Origin of the sequence: Ectopseudomonas composti, from assembly GCF_900115475.1 — a bacterium.
GTDB classification, from domain to species: domain Bacteria; phylum Pseudomonadota; class Gammaproteobacteria; order Pseudomonadales; family Pseudomonadaceae; genus Aquipseudomonas; species Aquipseudomonas composti.
Genome location: NZ_FOWP01000002.1, coordinates 436,491 through 461,731 on the forward strand (window position 1 = coordinate 436,491; position 25,241 = coordinate 461,731).

Annotated in this window: 24 protein-coding genes; 20 read left to right on the plus strand and 4 right to left on the minus strand. The window is 60.5% G+C overall.

From position 1 onward, the window contains the following. Positions 1 to 3: 3 nt before the first annotated feature. The gene (locus BM059_RS05560) at positions 4 to 1,317 is read left to right on the plus strand and encodes an MFS transporter (RefSeq protein WP_037002946.1); all 1,314 of its coding nucleotides are present in this window, start codon (positions 4 to 6) and stop codon (positions 1,315 to 1,317) included. A gap of 13 nt (positions 1,318 to 1,330) precedes the next feature. Here the strand turns inward: BM059_RS05560 and BM059_RS05565 are convergent, their stop codons facing one another. The 4 genes from BM059_RS05565 to flgA form a co-directional block, all read right to left on the minus strand. Further along, positions 1,331 to 2,080: a flagellar brake protein gene (locus BM059_RS05565; protein ID WP_037002945.1), complete on the minus strand. Its 750-nt coding sequence runs from the start codon at positions 2,078 to 2,080 to the stop codon at positions 1,331 to 1,333. A gap of 91 nt (positions 2,081 to 2,171) precedes the next feature. After that, complete coding sequence (locus BM059_RS05570) at positions 2,172 to 2,639, minus strand: flagella synthesis protein FlgN (protein ID WP_037002944.1); 468 nt, start codon at positions 2,637 to 2,639, stop codon at positions 2,172 to 2,174. 50 nt (positions 2,640 to 2,689) lie between these two features. Next, on the minus strand, positions 2,690 to 3,025 hold the full coding sequence (gene flgM / locus BM059_RS05575; protein ID WP_037002943.1) for a flagellar biosynthesis anti-sigma factor FlgM: 336 nt from the start codon (positions 3,023 to 3,025) through the stop codon (positions 2,690 to 2,692). A 135-nt stretch (positions 3,026 to 3,160) separates the two neighbouring features. Next, positions 3,161 to 3,919: a flagellar basal body P-ring formation chaperone FlgA gene (gene flgA, locus BM059_RS05580; protein ID WP_074937315.1), complete on the minus strand. Its 759-nt coding sequence runs from the start codon at positions 3,917 to 3,919 to the stop codon at positions 3,161 to 3,163. A 77-nt stretch (positions 3,920 to 3,996) separates the two neighbouring features. On the opposite strand from flgA, the gene BM059_RS05585 reads away from it, so the two are divergent. The 19 genes from BM059_RS05585 to BM059_RS05675 all read left to right on the plus strand — a co-directional run bounded on the left by BM059_RS05585 (position 3,997) and on the right by BM059_RS05675 (position 25,219). Then, positions 3,997 to 4,929 (plus strand): chemotaxis protein CheV, encoded by a 933-nt coding sequence (locus BM059_RS05585; protein ID WP_037002941.1) that lies wholly within the window; start codon positions 3,997 to 3,999, stop codon positions 4,927 to 4,929. Between the two features lie 44 nt (positions 4,930 to 4,973). Continuing rightward, entirely contained in the window at positions 4,974 to 5,801 is an 828-nt protein-coding gene (gene cheR, locus BM059_RS05590; RefSeq protein WP_037002972.1) for a protein-glutamate O-methyltransferase CheR, read from the plus strand. Between the two features lie 286 nt (positions 5,802 to 6,087). Beyond that, positions 6,088 to 6,495 carry a flagellar basal body rod protein FlgB gene (gene flgB, locus BM059_RS05595; RefSeq protein WP_037002939.1) on the plus strand — a complete coding sequence of 136 codons (408 nt, stop codon included), beginning with the start codon at positions 6,088 to 6,090 and terminating at the stop codon, positions 6,493 to 6,495. A gap of 11 nt (positions 6,496 to 6,506) precedes the next feature. Beyond that, a complete protein-coding gene (gene flgC, locus BM059_RS05600; protein ID WP_037002937.1) occupies positions 6,507 to 6,950 on the plus strand; it encodes a flagellar basal body rod protein FlgC in 444 nt (147 codons plus the stop codon). 19 nt (positions 6,951 to 6,969) lie between these two features. Beyond that, a complete protein-coding gene (flgD, locus tag BM059_RS05605) occupies positions 6,970 to 7,635 on the plus strand; it encodes a flagellar hook assembly protein FlgD (protein WP_037002936.1) in 666 nt (221 codons plus the stop codon). A gap of 36 nt (positions 7,636 to 7,671) precedes the next feature. Beyond that, positions 7,672 to 9,042 carry a flagellar hook protein FlgE gene (gene flgE / locus BM059_RS05610; protein WP_074937317.1) on the plus strand — a complete coding sequence of 457 codons (1,371 nt, stop codon included), beginning with the start codon at positions 7,672 to 7,674 and terminating at the stop codon, positions 9,040 to 9,042. A 210-nt stretch (positions 9,043 to 9,252) separates the two neighbouring features. After that, positions 9,253 to 9,993 (plus strand): flagellar basal body rod protein FlgF, encoded by a 741-nt coding sequence (locus tag BM059_RS05615; protein WP_037002933.1) that lies wholly within the window; start codon positions 9,253 to 9,255, stop codon positions 9,991 to 9,993. Between the two features lie 46 nt (positions 9,994 to 10,039). Further along, on the plus strand, positions 10,040 to 10,825 hold the full coding sequence (flgG, locus tag BM059_RS05620) for a flagellar basal-body rod protein FlgG (protein ID WP_037002930.1): 786 nt from the start codon (positions 10,040 to 10,042) through the stop codon (positions 10,823 to 10,825). Positions 10,826 to 10,863: 38 nt separating this feature from the next. Further along, on the plus strand, positions 10,864 to 11,586 hold the full coding sequence (flgH, locus tag BM059_RS05625; RefSeq protein ID WP_037002929.1) for a flagellar basal body L-ring protein FlgH: 723 nt from the start codon (positions 10,864 to 10,866) through the stop codon (positions 11,584 to 11,586). Between the two features lie 256 nt (positions 11,587 to 11,842). After that, a complete protein-coding gene (locus BM059_RS05630; protein WP_037002928.1) occupies positions 11,843 to 12,922 on the plus strand; it encodes a flagellar basal body P-ring protein FlgI in 1,080 nt (359 codons plus the stop codon). A gap of 14 nt (positions 12,923 to 12,936) precedes the next feature. After that, positions 12,937 to 14,121: a flagellar assembly peptidoglycan hydrolase FlgJ gene (flgJ, locus tag BM059_RS05635; RefSeq protein ID WP_074937318.1), complete on the plus strand. Its 1,185-nt coding sequence runs from the start codon at positions 12,937 to 12,939 to the stop codon at positions 14,119 to 14,121. Positions 14,122 to 14,130: 9 nt separating this feature from the next. After that, entirely contained in the window at positions 14,131 to 16,176 is a 2,046-nt protein-coding gene (flgK, locus tag BM059_RS05640) for a flagellar hook-associated protein FlgK (RefSeq protein ID WP_074937320.1), read from the plus strand. A 69-nt stretch (positions 16,177 to 16,245) separates the two neighbouring features. Then, the gene (locus BM059_RS05645; protein ID WP_037002924.1) at positions 16,246 to 17,934 is read left to right on the plus strand and encodes a flagellar hook-associated protein 3; all 1,689 of its coding nucleotides are present in this window, start codon (positions 16,246 to 16,248) and stop codon (positions 17,932 to 17,934) included. A gap of 193 nt (positions 17,935 to 18,127) precedes the next feature. Next, on the plus strand, positions 18,128 to 18,898 hold the full coding sequence (gene rfbF, locus BM059_RS05650; protein ID WP_037002922.1) for a glucose-1-phosphate cytidylyltransferase: 771 nt from the start codon (positions 18,128 to 18,130) through the stop codon (positions 18,896 to 18,898). Continuing rightward, positions 18,889 to 19,956 (plus strand): CDP-glucose 4,6-dehydratase, encoded by a 1,068-nt coding sequence (gene rfbG, locus BM059_RS05655; protein WP_074937321.1) that lies wholly within the window; start codon positions 18,889 to 18,891, stop codon positions 19,954 to 19,956. The genes rfbF and rfbG overlap by 10 nt, the downstream gene beginning before the upstream one ends. Continuing rightward, complete coding sequence (gene rfbH / locus BM059_RS05660; protein ID WP_037002919.1) at positions 19,949 to 21,271, plus strand: lipopolysaccharide biosynthesis protein RfbH; 1,323 nt, start codon at positions 19,949 to 19,951, stop codon at positions 21,269 to 21,271. The genes rfbG and rfbH overlap by 8 nt, the downstream gene beginning before the upstream one ends. Continuing rightward, the gene (locus BM059_RS05665) at positions 21,271 to 21,963 is read left to right on the plus strand and encodes a sugar phosphate nucleotidyltransferase (RefSeq protein ID WP_074937323.1); all 693 of its coding nucleotides are present in this window, start codon (positions 21,271 to 21,273) and stop codon (positions 21,961 to 21,963) included. The genes rfbH and BM059_RS05665 overlap by 1 nt, the downstream gene beginning before the upstream one ends. Then, positions 21,960 to 23,324 carry a GHMP family kinase ATP-binding protein gene (locus BM059_RS05670; RefSeq protein ID WP_074937325.1) on the plus strand — a complete coding sequence of 455 codons (1,365 nt, stop codon included), beginning with the start codon at positions 21,960 to 21,962 and terminating at the stop codon, positions 23,322 to 23,324. Before BM059_RS05665 ends, BM059_RS05670 begins: the two co-directional genes overlap by 4 nt. After that, positions 23,321 to 25,219, plus strand: a complete 1,899-nt coding sequence (locus BM059_RS05675; RefSeq protein WP_074937327.1) for an N-acetylneuraminate synthase family protein — start codon at positions 23,321 to 23,323, stop codon at positions 25,217 to 25,219. Before BM059_RS05670 ends, BM059_RS05675 begins: the two co-directional genes overlap by 4 nt. The last annotated feature ends 22 nt before the right edge of the window (positions 25,220 to 25,241 follow it).

Genomic DNA, 25,241 nt, shown 5'->3' on the forward strand with positions numbered 1-25,241 from the left:
CCAATGCGACTGATCTGGAAGTCATTCCGCTCGTTGTACTTTGCCACTCTGTTGATGTTGCTCGGCTCAGGCCTGCTCAGTACCTATCTGGCTCTGCGCCTGGCCGATACGGTGGATGGCTTGTGGGTCGGTGCGTTGATGGCGGCCAATTATTTCGGCCTGGTGCTGGGCGGCAAACTGGGGCATCGGCTGATCGGTCGGGTGGGGCATATCCGCGCGTACGTGGCCTGTGCCGGCGTGGTCACAGCCGCGGTGCTTGGCCATGGTTTGTTTGAGTGGCTGCCGTTATGGCTGTTCCTGCGCATGCTCGTGGGCTTGGGCATGATGTGCCAGTACATGGTGATCGAGAGCTGGCTCAACGAACAGGCTGAAGCCAAGCAGCGTGGTCTGGTGTTCAGCGGTTACATGGCGGCTTCCTACCTGGGCTTGATCCTCGGGCAACTGGCGCTGGTGATACATCCGACCCTTGGGCTGGAACTGCTGATGCTGGTCGCCCTGTGCTTCGCGCTGTGCCTGGTGCCAGTGGCCTTGACCCGGCGCTTGCACCCGGCACCGTTGCATCCGGCACCGCTGGAGCTGCGCTTCTTCCTCAGTCGTGTGCCACTGTCGCTGACCACCATCTCTGTAGCCGGTCTACTGATCGGCTCCTTCTATGGTCTGGCGCCGCTGTATGCCACGCGTATGGGCTTGTCGACCGAGCAGGTGGGTCTGTTCATGGGCAGCTGCATTCTGGCAGGCCTGCTTGTGCAATGGCCTCTGGGCTGGCTATCCGATCGGCATGATCGTGTGCGACTGATTCGCGGCTGCTCGGTCCTGCTGTTGCTGGCTGCCTTGCCGCTGGCGGCACTGCCGGAGGTCTTCCTCGGTTTGTTGTTCGGCGTCGGTTTTCTGGTCAGCCTGATGCAGTTCAGTCTTTACCCACTGGCAGTGGCCTTGGCCAATGATCACGTCGAGCCCGAGCGCCGCGTGTCATTGACGGCCATGCTGCTAGTCACCTTCGGCGTGGGCGCGTGTATCGGCCCGCTGCTTGCCGGTGTGCTGATGCGCTTTTACGGCGCCAACATGCTGTATGTGTTCGTCAGCGTCTGCGCGCTGATCCTGGTCTGGCGCATTCGCCCTGAAGTGGTGACTCATCAGCACCAGGTCGATGATGCGCCGCTGCACCATATGGCCATGCCCGGTAACGTTACCAGTTCACCGCTGGTGGCTGCGCTCGATCCTAGAGTGGATGAGCAGATGGTGCAGGAGCAGATGCAGGAACCCGCTGCTGCTGCGGCAGAGGAAGAAGATCAGCAGAAAGCACAGGCAGCCCAGTAGAGGCTGCCGTGATTCAGAAGGGGCCGTCGCTTTCGGTGCGACGCGCCTCGCGTTGCAACTGATAGACGAAGCGCTCGACCTGGCGCTGCTCCAGGCCGTTCATGCGGTGAAAGCGTGTGCCGACGAAGGTCATGTCGACTTTGTCGTCGTACTGCACGTGGCGCAGCTCCACGGCGCAGGTCATGTTACCGAAGGGCAGGTAGGCGGTGAGGCGTTCATGCACCTGGCCGTTGCTCAGCTGTTGGGTGAGATTGCCGGCAAAGCGCAGCTTGCAGCCCGTTGCCGAAATATCCAGCAGGTGGCCAGGTAGCGGCTCGCGCAGCTTGTCGCCGTTGAGCACCACCTTGACCAGATCGCTCTGTTTCAGCGGCGCACGAAAGGCGCTGCGGCGCTGGTGATAGATCACTTCGCTGGGCAACGGCGCCCAGTAGCAGGGCGCTCCCTCGAGTTCACCGAGTTGCACGTCGTGATCACAGGTCCAGGCGATTCGCACTCCGTCACGAAACGCCTCGACGTTGAAGGTTTCACCCTGCTTGAGAAAGCGTTCGCCGTCATTCGGGATGATTTCGTCCAGCGCTACGCGAGCGCGGTCTTTATCTATTTCGACAAGATAGCTTTGGAAACGCAGGCCACGCCCCTTGAACTGAATGATCAGGGGGTCATGGTTCTGTTGCAATTGACGCAGGGTGGCAATGATCTCTACGGATGTCTTGAGCACCTTGGGCGGCTGAGGGCCGCTCTCGTCGTTGAACGCGCTGGACACAGGTCGGAACTCTCCGAGTCATGAACTACAACGGCACTAGCATACTGGCGGAGTGCCTGCATGTCCCTGTGCTTCTTGTTAGGGGGATGGCTCAGGCCTGGCTGAGCGGTCTTTGCTGCGCGATTCTAGCGGCACTACCGCGGCTGTCATAGAGGCCGGGTGTCTCTCCTCCGCGAAGAATGCCGAGGACGCTACCGACCGAGGCCTGGTTGGCGCGGATCAAGCGACCATTGCGCAGGTTGGCCTCCTGGCAGCGTTGCAGCAAGGTGGAGAGTTGTTCGCTGCGTGCGAGTAGCTGATCGCCAACGGAGGATGTGTTTGCTAGAGCGTGGAGTCCGTCGCGGTCAGCGCTCAGACCAGCAGTCTGCAGGAGGCGGCTACGGTCGTTGCCGTGCTGTTGGAGCAGGGCAAGAAGGGGTTGTTTTTCACCGAGCAGGCTATCGAGGCGTGGTAGGTCGCGTTCGGTGAGGGCCTGAAATTCGTTATCGATCAGCTCAAGCAATTGCTCGGCGGTGCCGATATCGGAGGTGAACAGGTCAAGCAGGGCTGTGTCGTGCATGGCGGGCTCTTGGGGGTCGGGCGTCCAACACCCCCAGCGCAGCCCTGAGACTAGCGCTGGGATTCGAAGTCGAGCAGTTTATTGGCGACGCGTTTGCTGTCGACCTGATAGCTGCCGTCGGCGATGGCCTGTTTCAGTTGGGCCACACGCTCCTTGTTGACGATGGGCTGATCACGCAGCTTCTCGCCGATTGCTTGCAACTGTTGTGCCTCACGGCTCAGTTGTACCGATTCACCGCTCTTGGCGTTGGTTTGTTCATCGGTACCGGTGACAGGCGCCTTGTTCGGCTGTGCCGACTCATTGCGATTGCCAGCCTGAGTCGCGCCGGTACGTCCCGTGTTGGCGGGCGTATTGGCATTGTTCAGCCGGTTGAAGTCGATGACCATGATGCAAAACCTCGGACGATATGGTGGACGCTTGCCATGCTTTTCGGCCGCTGCCGGGAAAACTTTAGGACTAATTTCATTGCGTCATTGGACAGTGTAGGGAATCGCCAGACCTTTGCGCTACAAGAAACGTGCCTACATGGACACTTCTACCTGCCCGGGCCCGACCACTCGGGCTCGCACCACCCGTTGCGAGCGCAGGTTGCGCACGTTGATCTGCTCACCCGGAGCCCCGTCTGTCAGGGCTTCGCCCGGCATGCGCACGTTGACGGTGGTGCCGCGAGCGCTAATCACCACCTGATCACCACGACGGATAACCTCGGCCACTTGCAGGTGGCTTGAGAGAAGAATCTGGTCACTACCCAGCTGGCGCGTCAATTTCTTGCCAATCGCCTGATTCATGTCAGTCAGAAAGTTCTGTCCCAATTGGCCAACATCGCGTTCAACCAGGCTTAGATCCGTAGCTTTGACTACGCTCATGCGTTTAAGGGGGCGAGTCAGCACGACGATTGGGCGATACAGGCGTACTTCTGCTGGTACGAATACTGTCCACGGCGCGCTGCCATCGCAACGAACGCGTGTGGTGACGCGGCCCAGTGGCTGCGACGGGCTTTCCAACGTCGTAGTCAAGGGTTGATCGCACAGTGGCAGACGCAAGCGCGGGTCGAGGCGATTGACGCGAATCTCATGGCGGCCCTGAATTTCGCTACGCTGTAGATATTCAGTGGTCGCCTGCTCAAGAAAGGCCTCGGTGACGCCGATAAGTTGTTCAGTGCTGGTGAAAGTCGCCGCCGCCGTACCGCTGTAGCCGAGTGTCGGCAAAGCGAGTAAAACGGATAAAGGGGCAAGGCACTTTGCCAGTAGCTGACGGAATGATGACGTTCTCTGTTTCATAAGCAATGCAAAGCAAGCCCCGTGCCGCCTGCTAGGCTCAACGGGGTAGGCGTTACTAGACGAGAAGGAGTCCGGGCATGGCCGGGTTGATGGATTCGGTTAACCAGCGAACTCAGCTGGTGGGACAGAACCGCTTGGAGTTGTTGCTGTTTCGCCTGGAAGGCCCACAGCTTTACGGTATCAACGTATTCAAGGTGAAGGAGGTGCTGCAGTGCCCGAACCTCACCATCATGCCCAAGTCCAGTCCGGTGGTGCGGGGCGTGGCCAATATTCGTGGGGGCACCATTCCGATTCTCGATCTCTCCATCGCTACCGGCCGTGCGCCGCTGGGAGATCTGAAGACCAGCTTCGTGATCATCACCGAGTACAACACCAAGGTTCAGGGCTTTCTGGTGCGTTCGGTCGAACGTATCGTCAACATGAACTGGGAGGAAATTCATCCACCACCCAAGGGTACTGGTCGTGATCACTACCTGACCGCAGTCACGCGGCTCGATCAACAGCTGGTCGAGATCATCGATGTCGAGAAGATCCTTGCCGAGGTCGCGCCGACCTCCGAGGTGATCTCCGCCGGCGTTATCGATGATCAGGTGCAGAGTCAGGCGGTGACCAAGCACGTGCTGATCGTCGATGACTCCTCGGTGGCGCGCAAGCAGGTTTCGCGCTGCCTGCAGACTGTCGGTGTCGAAGTGACTGCGCTGAACGATGGGCGTGAGGCGCTGAATTACCTCAAGAAAATGGCGGAGGAGGGACGGTATCCCGACAAGGAACTGCTGATGCTGATTTCCGACATCGAGATGCCGGAAATGGACGGCTACACCCTGACCACGGAGATTCGTAGCGATCCGCGCATGCAGAAGCTGCATATCCTCCTGCATACTTCACTTTCCGGTGTGTTCAACCAGGCGATGGTGAAGAAGGTCGGCGCTGACGACTTCCTCGCCAAGTTCAAGCCAGATGATCTGGCGGCGCGTGTGGTTGATCGCATTCGTGTATCGGATGGGGGCTGAAGGGGCGACCTTCGGCGAACGTTATGGTTGGTGAGGCGGCACTAGTGTCTTCAGGTAATTTGGATTTTGAGCAGTTCCGGACTTTCCTGGAAAAGGCCTGCGGTATTCTGCTTGGTAGCAACAAGCAGTACCTGGTTTCCAGCCGTCTGAACAAGCTGATGGAACAGAACGGCATCAAGACCCTGGGCGAGCTGGTGCAGCGTATGCAAACCCAGCCGCGCGGGGGGCTGCGCGAGCAAGTCGTGGATGCCATGACCACCAACGAGACCCTGTGGTTTCGTGACACCTATCCTTTCGAGGTGCTCAAGAACCGTGTGCTGCCGGAGCTGATCAAGGCCTATCCGGCCCAGCGTCTGCGCATATGGTCGGCGGCCTGCTCGTCCGGCCAGGAGCCTTATTCCTTGTCGATGTCCATCGATGAGTTCGAGCGCACCAACCTCGGTCAGCTCAAGGCCGGTATTCAGATCGTGGCGACTGACCTATCGCCGTCGATGCTGACCAATTGCAAGTCGGGTGAATATGACAGCCTGGCGATGGGGCGTGGTTTGTCGCAGGAGCGTTTGCAGCGCTACTTCGATCCCAAGGGGCCGGGGCGTTGGCAGGTCAAGGCGCCGATCAAGAGCCGTGTCGAATTTCGTCCGCTCAACTTGCTGGACAGCTATGCAGCGTTGGGCAAATTCGACATCGTGTTCTGCCGCAACGTACTGATCTACTTCTCCGCGGAGGTGAAGAAAGACATCCTCACGCGCATTCATGCAACGTTGAAACCAGGTGGTTATCTGTTTCTTGGCGCATCCGAGGCGCTCAATGGTCTGCCGGACAAGTACCAGATGGTGCAGTGCAGTCCTGGGATCATCTACAAGGCCAAATAGCCGCGAGGCATGTCTGGTATCAGCAGCGGGAGGCCTTTGGCCTCCCGTTTGCGTTTCTGGGTTATGGAAATCTCGGGCATGCCCTAGGGTTCGGCGGGGCGGCAATCTATCCGGTTGGCTTTGCCGCTTACTTGCCCGTAGGCGGTAAAGCCTTGCCGCTTTGCCGCTATTTCTCTGTTTGAAAGACATTAAGGCGTTGATTTTATTGAGATAATTAAATTGGCACAGCCTTTGCTGAATAGCTTGCAACAGAGACCACATGGCCCTAGCGGCAAAGGTTCGGAACATGAGCATCAACTTCGGCAGAGCACTCGGCATCCACGAACAGGCCCTCGGTTTTCGCGCCCAACGCGCCGAGGTGCTGGCCAACAACATCGCCAACGCCGATACGCCGAACTACAAGGCTCGCGATTTGGACTTCGCCAGCGTTCTGGCTGAGCAAAGCAATCGCATGCAGCGCGGCGGCGTTTCCCTGAATCGCACCGATAGTCGCCACATTCCTGCCGAAGGCATCAGCAGCGGCGAAGCTGAACTGCCGTACCGCACGCCGTTCCACGCGTCGCTGGACCAGAACAGCGTCGACCTGCAGATCGAGCAGTCGAACTACGCCGAGAACTCGGTGCAGTTCCAGGCCAGCTTCACCTTTCTCAATAGCAAATTCAAAGGGCTGACTGCAGCCCTGCGCGGCGAATAAGGAGCGCGACCATGTCCCTTGCCAGTGTCTTCAACATCGCCGGAACAGGCATGAGCGCCCAGAGCACTCGCCTCAATACCATTTCCAGCAACATCGCCAACGCCGAGACCGTGTCGTCGAGCCTGGATCAGACCTACCGTGCCCGTCACCCGGTTTTCGCCACCGTATTCCAGCAGTCGCAGAACGGTGACCGCGGGTCGCTGTTCGCCGAGCAGGATGAGGCAGGCCGCGGCGTTCAGGTTATGGGTGTGATCGAGGATCAGAGCAGCCTGATGCCGCGCTATGAGCCCGACCACCCGATGGCCAATGCCGACGGTTATGTCTACTACCCGAACGTCAACGTGGTCGAGGAAATGGCTGACATGATTTCCGCCAGCCGTGCCTTCCAGACCAACGTCGAGATGATGAACACCGCCAAACAGATGCTGCAGCGCGTGCTGACCCTGGGTCAGTGACGTATCGAGGAGACTAGGGATGAGCACAGTAAGCGGCACGAATTCGGTACTCGATCAGTATCAGATCAAGCAAGACACCACGCAGAACAAGGATCTCGGCAAGAACGAGTTTCTGAACCTTCTGGTGGCACAGCTCAACAACCAGAACCCGCTGGAGCCTCAGGGTAACGGTGAGTTTATCGCCCAGTTGGCGCAGTTCAGCCAGGTCGAGGGGATCGAGAAGCTCAACACCAGCATGGGGTCGATGCTGTCCAGCTTCCAGTCTTCGCAGGCGTTGCAAGCCTCCTCTCTGGTCGGGCGCAAGGTCATCGTGCCAAGCGAGAAGGCCGTGGTCGATACCAGCGAGAGCTTCAAGGCCAGCACCGTGCTGCCGGTCAGCAGTAGCAACGTGTATGTCAACGTCTACGACAATTCCGGCTCGCTGGTGACGCGCGTCAACCTGGGCGAGCAGGCTGCCGGCAACGTCAGCTTTATCTGGGACGGCAAGGACTCCGACGGCAATGTGGCGCCGCCGGGCACCTACAAGTTCGAGGCGCAGGCCACCTACGGCAGCGAGACCAAAGGGCTGTATACCTTGCTGCCGGCCAACGTCGACAGCGTCACCCTGGGCGGCAGCGAGCTGATGCTCAACCTTGCCGGTCTGGGCAGCGTTCCGCTTTCTCAAGTGCAGGTCATCGGCCAATAACTATTGCCGCCGGCAGTTCCGGCAAAGGAGTTTTCCATGTCGTTCAATATTGGTCTTAGCGGTCTGCGTGCGGCGACCAGCGACCTCAATGTCACCGGTAACAACATCGCCAACGCCGGCACTGCGGGCTTCAAGCAGTCTCGTGCCGAGTTCGCCGATGTCTACGCTGCTTCCGTGCTGGGTACCGGTAAGAATGCGCAGGGCAGCGGTGTGCTGCTGGCGGACGTTTCGCAGTTGTTCAACCAGGGCAACGTCAATTACACCAATAACGCGCTGGATATGGCCATCAACGGCAATGGCTTCTTCATGACCAGCAACAACGGTGAGATGAGCTACACCCGGGCTGGTTATTTCGGCACGGATCGCGACGGCTATATCGTCAACAACTTCGGCTACCGCCTGCAGGGGTATGCGGCCGATGACAGCGGCAACGTCTTGCCGGTGCAGGCTGACCTGCGTGTGAGTGCTGGCCAGCAGGAGCCCCGGGCGACCACTACTGTAACTCAGCGGACCAACCTGAACTCCAATGCCGTTCGTCCTGCCAATGCCGGGACCATGGCGGCGCCGACCTTTGACCCAAGTGATTCGAAGTCCTTCAACTGGTCGACCTCGACCAACATCTACGATTCGCAGGGTAATGCCCACGTGATGAGCCAGTACTTCGTCAAGAACGAAGCTCCGGCTAACAACGGCTGGGTCATGCATGTGCTGATCGATGGCGTCAACCCGCGTGATCCCACCAGCACCCAGCCGTTCAGCTATGCAGTCAACTATGATGCTGCTGGTCAGTTGGCTACCCCTGCAATCACGCCGCTGGCCAGTACACCAGCCGACCCAGCCCTTGACGCGCCAGCCATTCCTGTTGGAACGCCTAACGGCGTCTTTGCCTTGGCAGATACCGACTGGGTGCCCGCCGAGAAAGATCCAGTAAACCCGGGGACCATGGTGCCCAATGGTGCTGATAGCGAGTCGTTCACCTTCGACATGCGCGGTTCGACTCAGTATGCCGCCTCCTTCGGTGTCAACACCGTAAGCCAGGATGGTTACACCACGGGCCAATTGGCCGGTATCGAGATCGACGACACCGGTGTGATCTTCGCGCGCTACACCAACGGACAATCCAAGGTGCAGGGGCAGGTATTGCTGGCCAACTTCGCCAACGTTCAGGGGCTGACCCCGGTGGGCAAGACTGGTTGGGTGCAGTCGTTCGAATCGGGTGAGCCGGTGATCGGTACGCCACGTAGCAGTACTCTGGGTGCTCTGCAGGCGGGCGCCCTGGAAGACTCCAACGTCGAACTGTCCGACCAGTTGGTGAACCTGATTGTGGCCCAGCGCAACTACCAGGCCAACGCCAAGACCATTGAAACCGAGAGTGCCATTACCCAGACAATCATCAACCTGCGTTGATGATTGGGGGGTAGGCAAAGCGGCAAGCCAGGCTTGCCGCTTTGCCGTTCCAGGGCCGGCAAAACCTCGCCGCCTGATTTTAAAAAGCTCCAAATATTTCTATAAAATCCTTTTAAATCAGTATCTTGAATTAATTTTTCGAGCCTGGCACGGCGCTTGCTTTAGTCATTGCAAAGAGCCAAGGGCGTGTCGCCCACTCGGAGAATTACCATGGACAAGATGCTGTACGTCTCCATGACCGGAGCGCAGAACAACACACTGGCTCTGCGTGCCCACGCCAATAACCTGGCAAACGTTTCCACCTCGGGTTTTCGTCGCGATTTTGAGCAGGCGCGCTCAATGCCGCTGTTCGGTGAAACCTATCCGGCGCGTGTATTTGCCATGAGCGAGCGCCCGGGTACGGATTTCCGTCCAGGCTCGCTGCAGGAAACCGGACGCGACCTGGATGTGGCTGTCGGTGGCAAGGGTTGGGTTGCGGTGCAGGCACCTGATGGCAGCGAAGCCTATGTGCGCACCGCCAGCCTGAACATTGATGCCTTGGGTGTACTGCGCACCGGCAACGGTTTGCCGGTGATGGGCAACGCCGGGCCGATTGCCGTGCCGCCGGAGCAGAAGGTAGAGATTGGCCAGGACGGCACCATCAGTATTCGTGCTCTTGGCGAGAATCCCAATGTGTTGGCTGAGGTCGACCGTATCAAGCTGGTCAACCCGGACCCGAAAAGCATGGAGAAGGGCACTGATGGCTTGATTCGCGTCAAGGGCCAGCCCGAGGTAGAAGCCGACGCCACGGTTCAGCTCACCTCCGGGTTTCTCGAAGCCAGCAACGTCAACGCCGTCGAGGAGATGACCGCGATTCTCTCCTTATCCCGCCAGTTCGAGCTGTCGGTAAAGATGATGCGCACTGCCGAGGACAACTCGTCGGCCATGGCGCGGGTTTTGCAGATTAGCTAATTACCAGCACGCGGCGCCGTAAAACCGGCGCCCGAGGAGAATCGATATGCTTCCGGCACTGTGGGTCAGCAAGACCGGTTTGTCCGCTCAGGACATGAACCTGACCACTATTTCCAACAACCTGGCCAACGTCGCGACCACGGGTTTCAAGCGCGACCGTGCCGAGTTCGAAGATTTGCTGTACCAGATTCGTCGTCAGCCCGGCGGCCAATCCAGCCAGGACAGCCAGTTGCCCTCGGGTTTGCAGCTCGGCACGGGTGTGCGTGTTGTTGGTACCCAGAAAATCTTTACCCCAGGCAGCCTGCAAACCACCGAGCAGCCACTCGATCTGGCGGTGAACGGTCGCGGTTTCTTCCAGATTCTGCAGCCTGACGGCACCGTGTCCTACACCCGTGACGGTAGCTTTCACCTGAACTCCGACGGCCAGATCGTTACCTCGCAGGGCTTTGCCCTGGAGCCGGCAATCGTGCTGCCCAACGAGGTGCGGACCTTTACTGTGGGCGAGGATGGCACCGTCTCGGTGACTACCGCCGGCAACGCCCAGCCGCAAATCATCGGCAACATTCAACTGGCCGACTTCGTCAACCCGGCGGGTCTGGAAGCTATCGGCAACAACCTGTTCCTGGAAACTGGGTCCAGTGGCGCGCCGCAGGTAGGTAATCCAGGTCTCAATGGCCTGGGCACGACCCTGCAGAACACCCTGGAAAACTCCAACGTCAGTGTGGTGGAGGAGCTGGTGAACATGATCACCACCCAGCGTGCTTACGAGATGAACTCCAAGGTGATTTCCACCGCTGATCAGATGCTGTCCTTCGTGACGCAGAACCTCTGATTTTTTGACACTGTTGTGAACGCCGCGAGGTAGTGGTTATGAACCGGCAAATTCTCTGTTTCCCCCTGTTGGCTGGCCTGCTGCTGAGCAGCGGCTGCGTGGCGCCGACAGCCAAGCCGGATGATCCCTATTACGCGCCGGTATTGCCGCGTACGCCGCTGCCGGCTGCGCAGAACAATGGCTCGATCTACCAGGCGGGTTTCGAGAATGGCCTGTATGACGACCGCAAGGCTTTCCGCATCGGCGACATCATCACCATCACGCTGAACGAGCGTACCCAGGCCAGCAAGAACGCCAACAGTAATCTGCAGAAAGACAGCAGCGGAACTCTGGGGGTGCCCAACCTCTTCGGCATGGCCGTCGCCCCGGACAACCCGCTGCGCAGCCTCAGCGCGCTGGGCATGACCAACAACAACCTGAGTCTGGATTCGAGTTGGGATTCCCAGCGCGCCAACACGGGTTCCGGTCAGGCGGGACAGAGCAACAGCCTGTCTGGCTCGGTCACCGTGACCGTTGCTGAAGTGCTGCCCAACGGCATTCTGGCTGTGCGTGGCGAGAAGTGGATGACGCTCAACACTGGCGATGAGCTGATGCGTATTTCCGGGCTGGTGCGTGCCGACGACATCTCCACCGACAACACCGTGTCTTCTACTCGTGTTGCCGATGCACGCATCACCTACTCGGGGACGGGCGCCTTTGCTGATGCCAGCCAACCCGGTTGGATGAGCCGTTTCTTCATGAGCCCGCTGTGGCCGTTCTGATCACGGGGAGTTCTAGATGAAAACCTGGCTGACTCATTCACCGTCTTCACTGCTCAATCGCTTGTCTCTCTGGTATGCGCGAATGACGGCTGGCGGCTCTGCGCGCAAGGCTTTTACCGTCACTTCGACAGCCAAACGAGGTGCGCGATTTGACCGCTTTGAGTCAGCGCAGGCCGGAGCATGCCGTCGACAGTTTGCGGTCGCTCATCGCGGTTATCGTCATCGCGGCGCCAATGATTGGCTGCTGTTGGTAACCATGCTCGCGTGCATGCTGCTGAGCCTGCCGACCCAGGCCGAGCGCCTGAAGGATCTGGCTTCGATCCAGGGTGTGCGCAGCAACCAGTTGATCGGTTACGGCCTGGTGGTCGGCCTCAATGGCAGTGGCGACCAGACCACCCAGACGCCATTCACCGTGCAGACCTTCAACAACATGCTGGCGCAGTTCGGCATCAAGGTGCCGCCAGGCGGCAACGTGCAGCTGAAGAACGTCGCGGCCGTATCGGTACATGCGGACCTGCCGGCTTTCGCCAAGCCGGGGCAGACCATCGACATCACCATTTCCTCCATCGGTAACGCCAAGAGCCTGCGCGGTGGCAGCCTATTGATGACGCCGCTCAAGGGCATCGACGGCAACGTCTACGCCATCGCCCAAGGTAATCTGGTGGTCGGCGGCTTCGATGCCAGCGGCGCCGACGGTTCGCGCATCACCGTCAACGTGCCGTCTGCCGGCCGTATTCCCGGTGGCGCCACCGTGGAGCGCCCGGTGCCGAGCGGTTTCGATCAGGGCAACTACCTGACCCTGAACCTCAATCGCCCTGATTTCACCACGGCGAAGAACATCGTCGACCAGATCAACGATCTGCTTGGCCCGGGTGTCGCCCAAGCCATCGACGGTGGTTCGATTCGGGTTAGTGCACCGCTCGATCCCAATCAGCGCGTCGACTACCTGTCGATTCTGGAGAACCTGCAGGTCGAAGCCGGCAAGGCGGTGGCCAAGGTCATCATCAATTCGCGCACCGGCACTATCGTCATCGGTCAGGACGTCAAGGTGCAGCCGGCCGCGGTCACCCACGGCAGCCTGACCGTGACTATCACTGAAGACCCCATCGTCAGCCAGCCAGAAGCCTTGTCTGGTGGGCAGACTGCGGTGGTACCCCGTTCGCGCGTGGGCGCTGAGGAAGAGGCCAAGCCGATGTTCAAGTTCGGCCCTGGCACCAGCCTCGACGAGATCGTGCGTGCGGTTAACCAGGTGGGCGCGGCGCCTTCCGACCTGATGGCCATCCTGGAGGCGCTCAAGCAAGCCGGCGCTCTTCAGGCCGACCTGATCGTGATCTGAGGAGGATTGCCGATATGGATTCTCGACTCTCAGCCGGTTTGCTCGGAAACGGCAAAAGCCCGGTCGACAGCGGTGCTTTTACCGACCTGAACCGCCTCAACCAGTTCAAGGTGGGTGGCGATACCGAGCAGAATATCCGCAAGGTCGCTCAGGAGTTCGAATCGCTGTTCATGAACGAAATGCTCAAGGCCATGCGCTCGGCCAACGCTGCATTCGGCGAGGGTAACTTCATGAACAGCAACGAGAGCAAGACCTACCAGGACATGCACGACCAGCAATTGGCGGTAACGCTGTCCAAGGAAGGGCGCGGCATTGGCCTGGCCGATGTGCTGGTGCGGCAGATGTCGAAGATCAAGCAGCCGTCGAGTCGTGCCAATCCTTTTGCGCAGGTCGAGCAACCAATTGCCGCGACAGGTGAGGCGAAAGCTGACACGGTCGCCAGCAGTGAAGGCTTTCGCGATGACGCGGCACTGCTTAATCGTCGTCGCCTGGCTGTGCCGGGCAAGCTGGCGGATCGCCTGTTGGCCGGCATCGTGCCGTCGGCGGGAGAGGGCGAGAGCAAGGCACTGGCGGGCAATGATTGGATTCCGGCACAGGCCGGAGCAGCCCCCAAAGCTGCAGGCCTGAGCCTGGCCAATAGCGATGCCTTGACGGGACGCCGTATCGCCCAGCCGCCGCTGGCACCGGGCAAGGCCGCGTTCAGCTCACCGCAGGAATTCGTCGCTACCATGCTGCCGATGGCAGAAGCCGCGGCCGAGAAGATCGGTGTCGACCCGCGTTATCTGGTGGCGCAAGCCGCTTTGGAAACCGGTTGGGGCAAGTCGATCATTCGTACCGGCGATGGCCAGAGCAGCCACAACTTGTTCGGCATCAAGTCCCACAACAGCTGGGGCGGCGAGTCGGCCCGCGTACTGACCACCGAGTACAAGGGTGGCAAGGCCGTCAGGGAATCCGCCAACTTCCGCGCCTACGACTCCTACGCGCAGAGTTTCGACGACTACGTCAGCTTCCTGCAGAACAACGGTCGCTACGAGAAGGCGCTGAACGCTACTGAGAGCCCGGAGCGTTTCGTCAAGGAACTGCAGCAGGCCGGCTACGCCACCGACCCGAACTATGCGCGCAAGATCTCGCAGATCGCTCGCAAGATGCAGACCTATCAAGCAATCGCCGCTGCCGATAGCGCCACCACAAGGACTTGAGGTTGAACCATGGCTGACCTATTGAACATAGGCCTCTCGGGCCTGGCGGCGAACAAGACTTCGCTGGCTGTTACCGGCCATAACATCGTCAACGTCAATACGCCTGGTTTCTCTCGTCAGGAGACGATCCAGTCCACGCGTACGCCGCAGTTCAGTGGTGCTGGCTATATCGGCTCGGGTACGACCCTGACCGACGTGCGGCGCATCTACAACGAGTTCCTGAATACCCAGGTACGCAGTAGCACTGCACTCAACAGCGACACAAAGGCCTACCTGAGCCAGATCAACCAGCTCGATTCCCTGCTTGCGGGCAGTACCACGGGTATCACTCCCGGCCTGCAGAAACTGTTCTCCGCTCTGCAAACCGCAGCCGAAGACCCCGCTAACATACCCGCGCGGCAGCTGGCCTTGTCGGAAGCGGAAGGTCTGGCCAAGCGTTTCAATACCGTCTATGACCGCCTGTACGAGCAGAACGCCTTCATCAACAAACAGCTGTCGGCGGTTACCGATCAGGTCAACCAACTGGCGACATCGATTGCCGGCTACAACGACGCGATTGCCATTGCAGCCTCTAACGGACAGGCGCCGAACGACCTGCTCGATGCCCGTGAAGAGGCGGTACGCAAGCTTTCCGAGTTCGTCGGCGTGACCGTCGTTCCACAGGACGACAGCAGCTACAACCTGTTTATCGGTTCCGGTCAGCCATTGGTCGTCGGCAAGCAGGCCGCACGGCTCGAAGTGGTGCCGGGGCAGGCCGATCCATTGCGTCAGGAGATACAGTTCGTCAGCGGCAACTCGCGGCAGAACGTCAGCTCCCTGATCACAGGCGGCGAGATGGGCGGTTTGTTGCGCTATCGAGAAGATGTACTGGATACCTCGTTGAATGCTGTTGGTCGCCTGGCGCTTTCGGTTACGGACCAGATCAATCGTCAGCTGGGGCAGGGGCTGGATCTCAATGGCGAGTTCGGTAACAACCTGTTTCGCTCGATCAACGATCCCCTGCTGCTCAGTCAGCGCAGCCTGGCGCGGATTGGTAACAGCGATGCGAATGCCAACCTCAATGTCACGCTGACCGACACCACGCAACTGACTACCAGCGATTACGAGGTACAGTTCACCAGCGCGACCGAGTATGTGGTTCGCCGTCTCTCCGATGGCACGCAGTTTCCTGCCAGCCCGGCGACCTTCGATATCACCACGGTGCCTGCACCCGAAGTGGACGGCTTCTCCCTTGGTGTGGCCAGTGGCACCTTCGCAGCAGGTGATCGCTTTCAGGTGATGCCGACCCGTAACGCCGGCCGTGACATTCGAGCGGACATGAAGAACGCCGAGGAACTGGCCTTCGCTGCGCCGCTCAAGGCCGAAACCAGCCCAGCCAATATCGGCACCGGCAAGATCACCCAGCCGAAGCTGCTGACCGAAATCAATATCTACGATCCGGCCGCACAGGCGGATCTGGAAACCAGCCTGCGCAATGCGCCGCCGCTGCGCATCGTGATGGGGGCGGGAGGCGGCGCAACGCAGAGCTATGACGTCGTCGATATCAACGGCAACGTGATCGACACCGGTAGCATCGTTCCGGGGCAGGACAACGCGCTGACCATCAGCGTACCGGCCAACCCGCCCGCGGTTCCTGCTGCGTTTGACTATCAGGTGACCATCAGCGGCCGACCGTCGGGTGGCGACAACTTCTCGGTGTCGTTCAACACCAATGGCGTGTCGGATAACCGTAACGCGTTGAACCTGGTCAACTTGCAGAACAAGTCAGTAATCGGCATCAACCCGGCGGCGCCCAATACCACAGGTTCGAGTTTTTCCGACTCCTATGGTGACCTGGTCGAGCGGGTCGGCACGCTGACCAGTCAGGCGCGTGTAGACGGCGAGGCGACTGGCGCGATCCTCAAGCAGGCCACCGATAACCGCGACTCGATTTCCGGGGTCAACCTCGATGAAGAGGCGGCCAAACTGATCCAGTTCGAGCAGTACTACCAGGCATCCGCGCAGATCATTCAAGTTGCGCGTAACCTGTTCGATACGTTGATCAATACATTCTGAATTGTCGCTTTCCCGAGTTCGGGAAAGCGCGGCCTGTACAGCTGACAGGCGTTGCAAGAGGCAAGCCCCATGGTCATGCGCATCTCATCCATTCAGGCGTTCAATAACGGCGTTTCCGGTCTGGGGCGCAATTATTCGAATCTGATTCGCACCCAGGAGCAGATCAGCAGTGGCAACCGTATCCTCACCCCGGCGGATGATCCAGTGGCCTCGGTGCGCCTGTTGCAGCTCGAACAACAACAGGCGGTACTCAAACAGTACAGCGACAACCTGACCGCCGCGAAGAACAGCCTGACTCAGGAAGAGACCACGCTCAATTCGGTCAATACCGTGTTGCAGCGTGTGCGTGAGCTGGCGGTGCGGGCCGGCGGCGGTTCACTCTCATCGGAGGACCGCAACTCCATCGCCAAGGAGCTTTCCGAGCGTGAGGCCGAACTGCTCAACCTGATGAACAGCCGCAACGCCCGTGGTGAGTACCTGTTCTCCGGTTTTCTGGGCAAGAACGAGCCGTTCTTGCGCAACCCGGATGGCACCTATTCGTACTTCGGTGACGAAGGGCAGCGTACGCTGCAGGTGGCCAGCTCGACCAATGTCGCGATCAACGACAACGGCAAGCGCCTGTTCGAGGACGTCACCAACGCCAACCGTGTGGCAAACGACAACGGAGTCAATAATCCGGCACTGCCATCGCCCCCGTTGCCGGCAACGACCATCCCGGCAGTGCCCGCTGCCGACCAGCGCGTGTTCATCTCGCCCGGCCTGGTCGAAGATGAGCGTGCCTTCAACTCGGACTTCCGTAACGGCGAGCCCTATTCGCTGGCGTTCGTCAGTGGCAGCGAGTTCCGTATCTACGATGCCAGCGGCGCTGACGTAACCTCGGAGATTCCTGGCGGCGGCAAGATCGACCCGTTGGTCAATGGCGGCAACGTCATCAACTTTCGTGGCATGCGTTTTCAGCTCGACGTAGTGCTGAAAGAGGGCGATAACGAGCTGGATCTGGACAATCTGCTGGCAGATATCCAGCCGCCAGCTACCGCGGGTTCGCCAGGCATCGGCACCCATAGTTTCACCCTGCAGTCCGCGTCCACCGAGTTCGCTGTGACCCGCGCGTCCACCAATGGCTCTGCCGCCGTGGTGGCAGGCGGTAATGTCGTCAACCAGGCGGTATTCGACAGCCAGTTTCCTACCTCCGGCGTGGTGCTTCGCTTCACCGACGACACTAACTACGAGGTCTATGCCCAGCCGGTCGGCCCCAACAGTCCGGTACTGACCACCGGAACCGTTACTGCGCCTTATCCTGCCACCTTCACCGTGTATGGCGCGGAGTTCACGATGTCCGGCCCTGCCGCCGCCGCTGGTGGCGACGAGTTTGGCGTGAAGCCGCAGTTCCAAGAGCAACGCAGCATCCTCAACACCATCTCCCGCCTGCGCCAGTCGCTGGAGTCCTCGCCCACTTCGGCAGCGGGTAATTTGGCCATTCGCGACGAAGTGGCCATCGCCCTGAAGAACCTCGACAATGGCATGGGCAACGTGCTGGAAGTGCAGACCGAAATTGGCGCGCGCCTCAACCTGATCGACACCACCAGCGTCGACAACGAAGACGTGACCCTGGTGAACAAATCGGTGCAGGCCGAACTGCGTGAACTCGACTATGCCGAGGCATTGTCGCGCCTGTCGTTCCAGACCATCATTCTCGAAGCGGCGCAGCAGAGCTACGTGAAGATTGCTGGGTTGAATCTTTTCAATCAGTTACGTTAGTTTCCTGCCTAGCCGCCTTCCGCTCGGGGCTGTTACGCTCGCGCCCCGGGCGGGCATTCATCGCGTGACCTTTCGCCACGTCGTACGCGCGCCCGTCCCATCCAATGGTACGGCATGTATTTTGCTCGGTGGGTGATACGAGTAGGGTAAGGTCAATGAATTGTCGGTCAGTACGGACGACCTGGGCGAATCTATGAAAACAGTCATTCTGGCCGGTGGATTGGGCACGCGTATCAGCGAAGAGTCCCACTTGCGGCCCAAGCCGATGATCGAGATAGGCGGCAAGCCGATCATCTGGCACATCATGAAGATCTACTCCCATTACGGCATCAACGACTTCGTGATCTGCCTGGGCTACAAGGGCTACGTGATCAAGGAGTATTTCGCCAACTACTTCCTGCACATGTCTGACGTGACCTTCGACATGGCAGAAAACCAGATGCACATCCACAACCGTCATGCCGAGCCGTGGCGTGTGACCCTGGTCGACACGGGCGAGAGCACCGCTACGGGCGGGCGCCTCAAGCGCGTGCGCGATTACCTGGGCGACGAGACCTTCTGCCTGACCTACGGTGATGGCGTCGCCGATATCGACATTGCGCAACTGATCGATTTCCACCGCAGTCACGGCAAGCTGGCCACGGTAACGGCCGTGCAGCCGCCAGGTCGCTACGGCGCGTTGGATATCCAAGGCCAGCAGGTGCTGGGCTTTCAGGAAAAGCCTCAGGGTGATGGCGGCTGGATCAATGGCGGCTTCTTCGTGCTTGAGCCAGGTGTCCTCGATTACATCGATGGCGACAGCGCCACCTGGGAATTCGAACCGATGCGCCAGTTGTCCGAGCAAGGACAGTTGATGAGTCATCTGCATCGTGGCTTCTGGCAACCGATGGACACCCTGCGTGATCGCGTGCTGCTCGAAGATCGCTGGAAGAGCGGCCAGGCGGAGTGGCGTATATGGCCGTGAGTGCGGCTTTCTGGGCCGGTCGCCGAGTCTTGCTGACCGGGCATACCGGTTTCAAGGGCGGCTGGCTGGCGCTGTGGCTGCAGGAACTGGGCGCCGAGGTCTGTGGCTATGCCTTGCCTGCGCCTGCTGAGCCGTCGCTCTGGCAGGTCGCGCGCCTGGTCGAGTGTGTGCCCGGCACCCTGGCCGATATCCGTGACGCTCAGCGCGTTGCCGAGGCCGTTACGACCTTTCGCCCGGAAATCGTCCTGCACCTGGCGGCTCAGCCGTTGGTGCGTGAATCCTACCGTGCGCCGGCCGAGACTTACGCCACCAATGTCATGGGCACGGTCAATCTGCTGGAGGCGCTGCGTGGCTGCGACAGCGTGCGTGCGGTGCTGGTGGTTACCAGCGACAAGTGCTACGAAAACCGCGAATGGCTCTGGCCGTACCGCGAAAGTGATGGCCTCGGTGGGCATGACCCCTACAGCAGCAGCAAGGCCTGCGTGGAGTTGTTGTGCGCGTCCTGGCGTGAGTCTTTTTTGCGCGAGTCGGGCATTGCCCTGGCCACGGCCCGAGCCGGTAATGTGATTGGCGGCGGTGACTGGTCGGCTGATCGCTTGCTGCCCGACATCCTGCGTGCCTGGCAGGCAGGTCAGACGCTGACGCTGCGCTACCCTCAGGCCGTACGTCCCTGGCAACACGTGCTCGAGCCGCTGCAAGGCTATCTGTGCCTGGCACAGGCGTTGGTCGAGCAGGGCGAGGCTATGGCCTCGGCGTGGAACTTTGGCCCCGATAACGAGGGGCAGGTCAGTGTCGGCGAGCTGGTCGAGCGATTGGCTCAGCGCTGGCCAGGTCAGGCGCCTTGGACGGTCGAGGCGAGCGGGCAACCGCACGAGGCGGGCCTGCTCGCGCTGGACTCCAGCCAGGCACGTGTTCGACTGAACTGGCACCCCCGCTGGAACTTGCAGCAGGCCATCGAACGAACCCTCGACTGGCACCAGGCCTGGCAGGCCGGCGAGGATATGCAGACATTCAGCCGCGCGCAGATCGCGGCCTATCAAGGCGAAACTCATGAGTGAACAGACGGCGCAAGCGCTGCGTCAGCAGATAGCCGAGCTGGTGGAGCGGTATGCCGAGTTGCAATTGGCACCTGCTGCTTTTGAAGCTGGCCGCGATGCCGTGCCGCCCTCGGGCAAGGTGATCGGTGCCGGTGAGCTGAAAAACATGACCGAGGCGGTGCTCGACGGCTGGTTGACCACTGGGCGCTTCAACCAGGCCTTCGAGACTCGTCTGGCTCGCTATTTGGGCCGCCGCTGCGTGCTGACCACCAACTCCGGTTCCTCGGCCAATTTGCTGGCGTTCTCCGCCCTGACCTCGCCGCGTCTGGGCGATCGGGCAATTCGCAAAGGTGACGAAGTGATCGGCGTGGCCGCCGGTTTTCCCACCACGGTCAACCCCATCCTGCAGTTCGGTGCGGTGCCGGTGTTCGTCGATATCGAACTGGGCACCTACAACATCGATCCGGCATTGGTCGAGGCGGCCATCGGCCCGCGCACCAAGGCGATCATGCTCGCCCACACGCTGGGTAACCCGTTTAACCTCAAGGTCATCCGTGAACTCTGTGATCGCCACAGCCTGTGGCTGATCGAGGATTGTTGCGACGCTCTCGGCTCGACCTACGAAGGTCGCCAGGTGGGCAGTTTCGGTGACATCGGCACGCTCAGCTTCTATCCGGCGCACCACATCACCATGGGCGAGGGCGGGGCGGTGTTCACTGACTCGCCACTGCTCAAACGCATCGTCGAGTCGTTCCGCGACTGGGGCCGTGATTGCTATTGCGCGCCTGGCGAGGACAACACCTGTGGCAAGCGCTTCTGCTGGCAACTGGGCGATTTGCCGGAGGGCTACGACCACAAGTACACCTACTCGCACCTAGGCTACAACCTGAAGATTACCGACATGCAGGCCGCTTGTGCCCTGGCGCAGATGGATCGTCTGGATGACTTCATCGCCGCGCGCAAGCGCAATTTTGCTTGGCTCAGCGAACGCCTGGCTGGCTGCGCCGAGCAACTGATCCTGCCGCAGGCGACGCCTGGCAGTGATCCGTCTTGGTTCGGCTTCCCGCTGACCCTGCGCGATGGTTGCGGCATCGAGCGTGTCGAGCTGTTGCGTTATCTGGACGAACAACGTGTGGGCACGCGCCTGCTGTTCGCTGGCAACCTGACTCGCCAGCCCTATATGCAAGGCCAGCAATACCGTGTGAGCGGTGAACTGACAGTGACCGACAAGGTGATGCGTGACACCTTTTGGATCGGCCTCTGGCCGGGGCTGTCCGAGGATCATCTGGAGCACGCCGCGTGCAGCCTGGAAACCTATGTGCGGAGGCTGCGCTGATGCGCGCCTACGTGCTCTGCGGTGGTTTCGGCACGCGCCTGCGCAGCGTGACGGACACGCAGAAAGCTCTGGTGCCGGTGCATGGCGAGCCTTTTCTGGCGCGCGTGCTGCGCCAACTAGAGCGGGCCGGCATCAGTGAGGCCGTGCTTTGCGCGCACTACCGGGCCGAGCAGGTCGCTGAACAACTGGCGGCTCTGGCACAGGACGCCGGGCTGCGACTGGTACTGGTGGTCGAACCCAGCCCAATGGGCACCGGCGGGGCGTTGCTCAATGCGTTGCGCGAGCAACCGCCATACGGGCGCTATCTGGTGCTCAACGCCGACACCTTTCTCGACGTCGATGGCTACGCGCTGATAGCGCAGGGGCAAGGTAATGCGCTGCTGAGTGTGCAGGTCGATGAGCGCAGCCGCTACGGTAGCCTCGAGGTCGATGCCTGTGGTCGGTTGCAGGCGCTGCTGGAGAAGGGGCGCGGGGGTTCGGGCCTGATCAACGCTGGCGTCTACGCTTTTACCTGCGAAACCTTCGCGAGCATCACTGTGCGTGCGTGCTCGATGGAGCAGGAGCTACTGCCCGAATTGCTGGCGCGCGAAGCCGTGAACGTCATCGAGTACAGCGGTCGCTTCATCGATATCGGCACGCCGGAGTCGCTTGACCGATATGCCAATGATTTTCGGATGGAACCTCGATCATGAGCCTGCTCGTGCAAACCCTCAGTATCCGTGAACAGCAGAGCATCCTCGACGCTGTCGAATGCATTGAGGCCGGCGCCCTGCAGATCGTTTTCGTGGTGGACGAGCAGATGCGTTTGCTGGGAGTGGTGACCAACGGTGACGTGCGCCGCCACTTGCTACAGGGTGGCAAGACGGACGAGCCAGTGACCACCTGCATGAATGAGGAGTTTCGTTCGGTGCGCATAGGCGCGCCGCGTGAGGATCTGCTCAAGGCGTTTGATCTGGGCTGCATCGCTCTACCAGGCCTGGATGAACAGGGCCGTCTGGTGGAGGTGTACACCCGGCAGATGGCTGCCAGCGTCGAGGTGCCCGTACTGGCCCGTGCCCGTGCGCCCGTGCGCATGAGTTTCTGCGGCGGCGGTGCGGATCTCACCTATTTCTTCATCGATCACTCGGCGGCAGTGCTCAGCTGCACCGTGGGCCTGTATGCCCATGCCACCCTGATCCCGCGTGACGATGGGCGTATCAGCATCTACGCCGAAGACTTGGGCCGTGAGGAGCATTACAGCTCCCTGGCCGAGTTGCTGGTCGCGCCGGAGAAGAGCCTGTTGGCCACCATCGTCGCAGTGATCAAACCCAAATACGGCTTCGACCTTTACCTGCGTTCGGACTTTCCCGTGGGCTCCGGCCTGGGTGGCTCGTCGGCAGCGACCACCGCGACCATCGCGGTGTTCAATGAGCTGCGTCAGGATCGTTGGAATACCTACGAAATCGCCGAGCTGGCGTTTCAGGCTGAACGCCTGTGCTTCGGCATCGCCGGTGGCTGGCAGGATCAGTACGCCTCGGCGTTCGGCGGCTTCAACCTGATCGAGTTCGAGAACCAGCGTAATCTCGTCCATCCTATTCGCTTGGAAGACTCGATCCGCAACGAACTGGAGTCCTGCCTGGTGCTGTGCGACACCGGCATCTCCCATGACTCCGGGCGCCTGCACGAACTGCAGCGCGAGGAGATTGAGGCCGAGCTATCGCAAACCGAACTGCTCAGCGCCAGCGTTACCCTGTGTCGGCGTATGCACCACTTTCTTATCCGGGGTGAGCTCAAGGCATTCGGTTCCTGCCTGGACGAAGCCTGGCACTTGAAGAAGCGCTTTTCCTCGGCCATCAGCGATGGCCGGCTCGATGACATCTATGCGGCCGCGCTGGCTGCCGGAGCCTGTGGCGGCAAGCTGCTGGGCGCTGGTGGCGGCGGCTTTTTCCTCTTTTACGTTCAGCCCCAGCATCGTCAGCCCGTGGTCAACGCCGTCGGCGCGCTGGGCTGTCAGACCCAGAACTTCCGCTTCGAATCGAGCGGCGTGACCTCATGGCGAACGAAAATCCAATGACCTCATTTAATATCGACGGCTTCCCGGTTGGCGGCGAGCGCGTCTACGTCATCGCCGAAGTCGGCAACAATCATAACGGTTCGCTGGAACTGGCGCGGCAACTGGTCGATGCTGCCATCGAAGCCGGTGCCGATTGCGTCAAGTTTCAATTGCGCAACCGTGACGCCCTGTATCGGCGCAAGGCAGACGGCTCACGCGCCGAGGATCTGGGGGTCGAGTACATTCAGGACTTGCTGGACAAGGTAGAGCTCAGCCACGACGAGCACCGCGAGGTGCGTGCCTATTGCGCGCAGAAGTGCATCAGCTATCTGTGCACGCCCTGGGACGAACCCAGTGTCGACGCACTGGCCTGTTTCGACGTTGCGGCGCTGAAGATCGCCTCGGCGGATCTGTGCAACCCTTACCTGATCGCCAAGGCTGCCAGCCTGGGCAAGCCGCTGATCCTGTCCACCGGCATGTCCTTCGAGCATGAAATTGTGCGCGCCATCGAGCAGCTCCAGGCGCTCGGCACGCCCTTCGCCCTGCTGCATTGCAACAGCGCCTACCCGGCGCCGGAAACCGATATCCAGCTTGGTTACCTGCGGCGCCTGCAGGAACTGCATGGCCTGATCGGCTACTCCGGTCACGAACGTGGTATCGCCATTACTCTGGGTGCGGTTGCCCTGGGGGCCAAGCTGGTGGAGCGGCACATTACCCTGGATCGCGGCATGGAAGGGCCAGATCACCTGGCCAGCCTGGAGCCGGGCGAGTTTCGCCAGCTGGTCGACGGCATCCGCCAGCTTGAGCTCGCATTGCCTTGGCAAGGCCCGGGTCGCCATGCCAGCCAAGGCGAACTGCTTAACCGCGAGAATCTCGCCAAGAGCGTCATCGCCGCCTGTGACATCACCCGAGGCAGCATTCTCGAGGCAGGCATGCTGCGCGTTGCCAGCCCTGGCCAGGGTCTGCCGCCGTATCGTTTGCAGGAGCTATTGGGCAAACCGGCCGGTCGTGATATCGATCAGGGGGATTTCTTCTTCGAGAGCGACCTCAACGAGCAACAGACCGAGGAGAAACTGGCGTTCAAATTGCCGATTCGCTGGGGTGTACCCGTACGCTACCACGACTTTCACGACTATCGTCGACGGATCAGCCCGGACCTGTTCGAGTTCCATCTGTCCTACCGTGACCTCAGCCTGAAACCGCAACCGTATCTTGCCGAGGTCGACTGTTCGCGCCTGGTGGTGCACGCGCCGGAGCTGTTCGAGAACAGCGAACTGCTGGATCTGGCCTCGGACGATCCGGCCTATCGCCAGCGTTCGATCGATAATCTGCAGCGCGTGGTGGATGCCACCCTGCAAATCGGTGAATGCTTCCCCAATGCCGATGCGCGGCTGATCGTCGCCAATATCGGTGGCTTCTCCGCCGACGCGCCACGTCCGCTGGCAATGCGCCCGGAGCTTTATGAGCGCTTCCACGAAGCCTGCCGCCAGGTGGATTTCGCCGGCACCGAACTGATTCCGCAGAACATGGCGCCGTTCCCCTGGCACTTCGGCGGTCAGCGCCACCAGAACATCTTCATGATGCCCGAGGAGCTGGCCGCCCAGGCGCGTGATCATGGCCTGCGCCTGTGCCTGGATCTGTCGCACCTGCAGATGACCTGCTTCCACTTCGGCCTCGATTTCCAGCAGGCACTGGCGCTGCTGCTGCCGCATTCGGCGCACCTGCACGTGGCCGATGCCAAGGGCACCAATGGCGAAGGCGTGTTGATGGGCACCGGCGACATCGACTGGCCAGCCACCTGGGCGCAGATTCGCCAGCACCCACAGGTCAGCTTCATCCCCGAGGTCTGGCAGGGGCATAAGGATCATGGCGCTGGCTTTTGGTCGGCGCTGCAATTTTTGACGCGGCTCGCTTAAGCGCCGGTTTCGAGAGGTCTTC

Coding starts and splice junctions, on each gene's coding strand:
- BM059_RS05560 (WP_037002946.1), top strand. CDS start 4: ATGCGACTGATCTGGAAGTCATTCCGCTCGTTGTACTTTGCCACTCTG.
- BM059_RS05570 (WP_037002944.1), bottom strand. CDS start 2,639: ATGCACGACACAGCCCTGCTTGACCTGTTCACCTCCGATATCGGCACC.
- flgM (WP_037002943.1), bottom strand. CDS start 3,025: ATGGTCATCGACTTCAACCGGCTGAACAATGCCAATACGCCCGCCAAC.
- flgA (WP_074937315.1), bottom strand. CDS start 3,919: ATGAAACAGAGAACGTCATCATTCCGTCAGCTACTGGCAAAGTGCCTT.
- BM059_RS05585 (WP_037002941.1), top strand. CDS start 3,997: ATGGCCGGGTTGATGGATTCGGTTAACCAGCGAACTCAGCTGGTGGGA.
- flgB (WP_037002939.1), top strand. CDS start 6,088: ATGAGCATCAACTTCGGCAGAGCACTCGGCATCCACGAACAGGCCCTC.
- flgC (WP_037002937.1), top strand. CDS start 6,507: ATGTCCCTTGCCAGTGTCTTCAACATCGCCGGAACAGGCATGAGCGCC.
- flgD (WP_037002936.1), top strand. CDS start 6,970: ATGAGCACAGTAAGCGGCACGAATTCGGTACTCGATCAGTATCAGATC.
- flgE (WP_074937317.1), top strand. CDS start 7,672: ATGTCGTTCAATATTGGTCTTAGCGGTCTGCGTGCGGCGACCAGCGAC.
- BM059_RS05615 (WP_037002933.1), top strand. CDS start 9,253: ATGGACAAGATGCTGTACGTCTCCATGACCGGAGCGCAGAACAACACA.
- flgG (WP_037002930.1), top strand. CDS start 10,040: ATGCTTCCGGCACTGTGGGTCAGCAAGACCGGTTTGTCCGCTCAGGAC.
- flgH (WP_037002929.1), top strand. CDS start 10,864: ATGAACCGGCAAATTCTCTGTTTCCCCCTGTTGGCTGGCCTGCTGCTG.
- BM059_RS05630 (WP_037002928.1), top strand. CDS start 11,843: ATGCTCGCGTGCATGCTGCTGAGCCTGCCGACCCAGGCCGAGCGCCTG.
- flgJ (WP_074937318.1), top strand. CDS start 12,937: ATGGATTCTCGACTCTCAGCCGGTTTGCTCGGAAACGGCAAAAGCCCG.
- flgK (WP_074937320.1), top strand. CDS start 14,131: ATGGCTGACCTATTGAACATAGGCCTCTCGGGCCTGGCGGCGAACAAG.
- BM059_RS05645 (WP_037002924.1), top strand. CDS start 16,246: ATGGTCATGCGCATCTCATCCATTCAGGCGTTCAATAACGGCGTTTCC.
- rfbF (WP_037002922.1), top strand. CDS start 18,128: ATGAAAACAGTCATTCTGGCCGGTGGATTGGGCACGCGTATCAGCGAA.
- rfbG (WP_074937321.1), top strand. CDS start 18,889: ATGGCCGTGAGTGCGGCTTTCTGGGCCGGTCGCCGAGTCTTGCTGACC.
- rfbH (WP_037002919.1), top strand. CDS start 19,949: ATGAGTGAACAGACGGCGCAAGCGCTGCGTCAGCAGATAGCCGAGCTG.
- BM059_RS05665 (WP_074937323.1), top strand. CDS start 21,271: ATGCGCGCCTACGTGCTCTGCGGTGGTTTCGGCACGCGCCTGCGCAGC.
- BM059_RS05670 (WP_074937325.1), top strand. CDS start 21,960: ATGAGCCTGCTCGTGCAAACCCTCAGTATCCGTGAACAGCAGAGCATC.
- BM059_RS05675 (WP_074937327.1), top strand. CDS start 23,321: ATGACCTCATTTAATATCGACGGCTTCCCGGTTGGCGGCGAGCGCGTC.